Raw genomic sequence first — 3,880 nt, 5'->3', positions numbered from 1 at the left:
ATCGTCATGGGGAGGAGAAGAGGCGCTAAGCCCGCAATCAGAAATTTAAGACTATGGCCCGAAAGAAAAAAGGCGATCCCGTTCATGGCTGGATCTGCTTCGACAAACCGCTGGAAATGACCTCGACCGCCGCCGTGTCGAAGGTCCGCTGGCTGTTCCAGGCCCAGAAGGCCGGACACGCCGGTACCCTCGATCCCCTGGCCACCGGTATCCTGCCGATTGCGCTGGGCGAAGCGACCAAGACGGTCCCCTATCTGATGGAAGCCGACAAGGTCTACAGCTTCACCATCACCTTTGGCGCCACGACCGACAGTTACGATGCTGAAGGCCAGGTCACCGCGACCTCCGATGCGCGGCCGAGTCGCGAAGCCGTCGAGGGTTTACTCGACAGCTTTGTCGGCGTGATCGAGCAGGTGCCGCCGGCTTTTTCCGCCATCAAGGTCGACGGTAAGCGCGCCTACGACCTGGCGCGCCAGGGCATCGAGGTCGAACTAAAGGCCCGCGAGGTCGAGGTTTTCGACCTGACGCTCGATGACTTTACCGGTGAGACGGCCACCCTGACCCTGCACTGTGGCAAGGGCACCTATGTCCGTTCGATCGCCCGTGACTTGTGCGCCGAGTTGGGGGTCTGCGGTCATGTGACGATGTTGCGGCGCGAGGCTGTCGGTGCGTTTGCAACAAAAAACGCAATAACACTGGAAAAGCTGGAAGATTTGGTGCATAGAGGCGCCGCTTTGGACGCTTTGCTTGGCGTCGAGACAGCGCTGGACGACATCCCGGCCCTGCCTGTGACGCAAGACGAGGCCTCAAAGCTGAAGCAAGGCCGCGACCTTGCCCTTTTGCCCCGCCAGATCAACCTGATTGCCGAGGCTCAGAAAGCCCGCCGTGAGGCAGGTTTTGACGAGTTTCCCGATACGGTCCAGGCGGTGTTGAACGGCACGGTTCAGGCGCTTTGCGAACTGCGCGAGGGTAGGCTCTACCCGACGCGTATTCTGAACCTTTAATCCTGGAATAGGAGATTCCCCGATGTCGATTGCTGCTGACCGTAAGTCGGAAGTTATCAAAACCCACGCCCGTACCGAAAACGACACGGGCGGCCCCGAAGTGCAGATTGCCATCCTGTCGGAGCGCATCGCCAACCTGACCGAGCACTTCAAGGAACACAAGAAGGACAACCACTCGCGTCGTGGCCTTCTGAAGATGGTGTCGCAACGCCGCCGCCTTCTCGACTACCTGAAGGACCGCGATACCGGCCGGTATCAGTCCATCATCGAACGCCTGAGCCTGCGTCGCTAAGGTTCATCTACCCAGGGGCTTGAGGTTCGACCTCAAGCCCCTGTTCTATATGTTAAGACCTCGCCTCACAGGCGATTTACCCGCCTCTCATCCTTCCGGATGGGAGTATACCCACCCGCGAAGCGCATCGCTCTCGCTGATCTCATGGCTCCGAAGGCGATAAAGCCCGAGCCCTATTATGCTGCTCCGATAGCGGCTGACCCGCCGGGCATGGGGCCTGCCGGGTCTGAACGAAAGAAACGCAATGTTTGACATCAAAAGAAAATCCATCGACTGGGCCGGACGCAAGCTGACCCTGGAGACGGGCCGTATCGCCCGTCAGGCCGACGCCGCCGTGCTCGCCACCTATGGCGAGACCACCGTGCTGGCGACCGTGGTCTATGCCCGCGCCCCCAAGCCCGGCCAGGACTTCTTCCCCCTGACCGTGAACTATCAGGAAAAGACCTTCGCCGCCGGCAAGATCCCGGGTGGCTATTTCAAGCGTGAAGGCCGTCCGTCAGAAAAGGAAACCCTGGTTTCGCGTCTGATCGACCGTCCGATCCGCCCGCTGTTCGTCAAGGGCTTCAAAAACGAAGTCCAGGTCGTCTGTACCGTGCTGTCGCACGACATGGAAAACGATCCGGATATCGTGGCCATGGTCGCCGCCTCCGCCGCCCTGACCCTGTCGGGCGTTCCGTTCATGGGCCCGATCGGTGGCGCCCGCGTCGGCATCATCGACGGTGAATTCGTCCTCAACCCGACCGGCGACCAGGTCAAGGAATCGACCCTCGACCTCGTTGTCGCCGGCACGACCGACGCGCTGATGATGGTTGAATCGGAAGCCAAGGAATTGTCGGAAGACAAGATGCTGGCCGCCCTGATGTTCGCCCACCGTGGCATGCAGCCGGTCATCGAAGCCATCATCGAAATGGCCGAGCACGCTGCCAAGGAGCCTTTCGACTTCGAAGCCGAAGATTTCTCGGGCATCGTCACCTCGATCAAGGGCCTGGTTGGCCAGGACATCCGTGACGCCTACACCATCACCGGCAAGCACGATCGCCACGCCGCGGTCGGCGCCGCCAAGTCCAAGGCCGGCCTGGCCTTGCTGAAGACCGAAGCCAATCCGGACGGCGTCGACGCCGCCAAGTTTGGCGCCGCCTTCAAGGAATGTGAAGCCGACGTCCTGCGTCGCGACATCATCGAACATGGCAAGCGCGTTGACGGCCGTCCGGTCGACAAGGTCCGCGCCATCGTGTCGGAAGTCGGCGTTCTGCCGCGGACCCACGGTTCGGCTCTGTTCACCCGTGGTGAAACCCAGGCCCTGGTCGTTGCGACCCTGGGTACCGGCGACGATGAGCAATATATCGACGCGCTGGACGGCACCTACAAGGAAAAGTTCCTGCTGCACTACAACTTCCCTCCGTACAGCGTCGGTGAAACCGGCCGTATGGGCTCGCCCGGCCGCCGCGAAATCGGCCACGGCAAGCTGGCCTGGCGCGCGGTTCGTCCGATGCTCCCGACCGTGGAAGAGTTCCCCTATACCGTCCGCGTCGTCTCGGAAATCACCGAGTCGAACGGTTCGTCTTCGATGGCGACCGTCTGTGGCACCTCGCTGGCCCTTATGGATGCCGGCGTGCCGCTGAAGTCGCCGGTCTCGGGCATCGCCATGGGCCTGATCCTGGAGCCGTCCGGTGAATACGCCATCCTGTCGGACATCCTGGGTGACGAAGATCACCTGGGCGACATGGACTTCAAGGTGGCTGGCACCGTCAACGGCATCACCTCGCTGCAGATGGACATCAAGGTCCCCGGCATCACCGAGGAGATCATGACCAAGGCGCTGCGTCAGGCCAATGAAGGCCGTCTGCACATCCTGGAAGAGATGAACAAGGCCATCTCGGGCGCTCGTGAAGAGCTGGGCGAATTCGCGCCGAAGATCGAGACGATCAAGATCGCCGTCGACAAGATCCGCGAAGTCATCGGTTCGGGTGGCAAGGTCATCCGCGAAATCGTCGAAAAGACGGGTGCGAAGATCGACATCCAGGACGATGGTACGATCAAGATCTCCGCTTCGGAACAGTCGAAGATCGATGCCGCCCGTGATTGGGTCAAGTCGATCGCGTCGGAGCCGGAAGTTGGCGCCATCTACAAGGGCAAGGTCGTGAAGGTCGTCGATTTCGGCGCGTTCGTGAACTTCTTCGGCGCCAAGGACGGCCTGGTCCACATCTCGCAGATCAGCAAGGAAAAGGTCGGCAAGGTGTCGGACGTCCTGAACGAAGGCGACGAAGTGAAGGTGAAATTCCTAGGCTTTGACGACCGCGGCAAGACGAAGCTGTCGATGAAGGTGATCGATCAGGAGACCGGTGAGGACCTGACTGAGAAGCTGGAAGCTGAGCGTGCGGAACGCAATGCGGCCCGCGGTGACGCGGGTGACGAAGGCGAGTTGGAACTGGCCGACGGTGGTGACCGTTCGGATGGTGGCGATCGTCCGCGTCGCCGTCGCCGTCGCGACTAACGCTGTCGCATTACGGGGTGAAGGGGCCCGTGGCCCCTTCTCTTTAAATACAAAAAATAGCCCGACCCCTTTCTTGGGGGTCGGGCTATT

Annotated in this window: 3 protein-coding genes; all 3 read left to right on the top strand. The window is 61.0% G+C overall.

The window, feature by feature from the left end; all coding sequences use genetic code 11:
* Positions 1–53: 53 nt before the first annotated feature.
* Positions 54–1,004 carry a tRNA pseudouridine(55) synthase TruB gene (truB, locus tag ABI_RS01950; protein WP_006271131.1) on the top strand — a complete coding sequence of 317 codons (951 nt, stop codon included), beginning with the start codon at positions 54–56 and terminating at the stop codon, positions 1,002–1,004.
* Positions 1,005–1,026: 22 nt separating this feature from the next.
* Entirely contained in the window at positions 1,027–1,296 is a 270-nt protein-coding gene (gene rpsO / locus ABI_RS01945; protein ID WP_006271130.1) for a 30S ribosomal protein S15, read from the top strand.
* Between the two features lie 244 nt (positions 1,297–1,540).
* Positions 1,541–3,790, top strand: coding sequence for a polyribonucleotide nucleotidyltransferase (pnp, locus tag ABI_RS01940; protein WP_006271129.1), 2,250 nt, complete (start codon positions 1,541–1,543; stop codon positions 3,788–3,790).
* Positions 3,791–3,880: the final 90 nt, after the last annotated feature.

The organism is Asticcacaulis biprosthecium C19, from assembly GCF_000204015.1.
Lineage (GTDB): Bacteria > Pseudomonadota > Alphaproteobacteria > Caulobacterales > Caulobacteraceae > Asticcacaulis > Asticcacaulis biprosthecius.
Note: the sequence above shows the minus strand (reverse complement) of the source record. Positions and strands in the feature narration are given on the sequence as shown.

Excerpts from the sequence above, each read along its gene's own strand:
- rpsO (WP_006271130.1), top strand. The coding sequence starts at position 1,027 with ATGTCGATTGCTGCTGACCGTAAGTCGGAAGTTATCAAAACCCACGCC.
- pnp (WP_006271129.1), top strand. The coding sequence starts at position 1,541 with ATGTTTGACATCAAAAGAAAATCCATCGACTGGGCCGGACGCAAGCTG.
- truB (WP_006271131.1), top strand. The coding sequence starts at position 54 with ATGGCCCGAAAGAAAAAAGGCGATCCCGTTCATGGCTGGATCTGCTTC.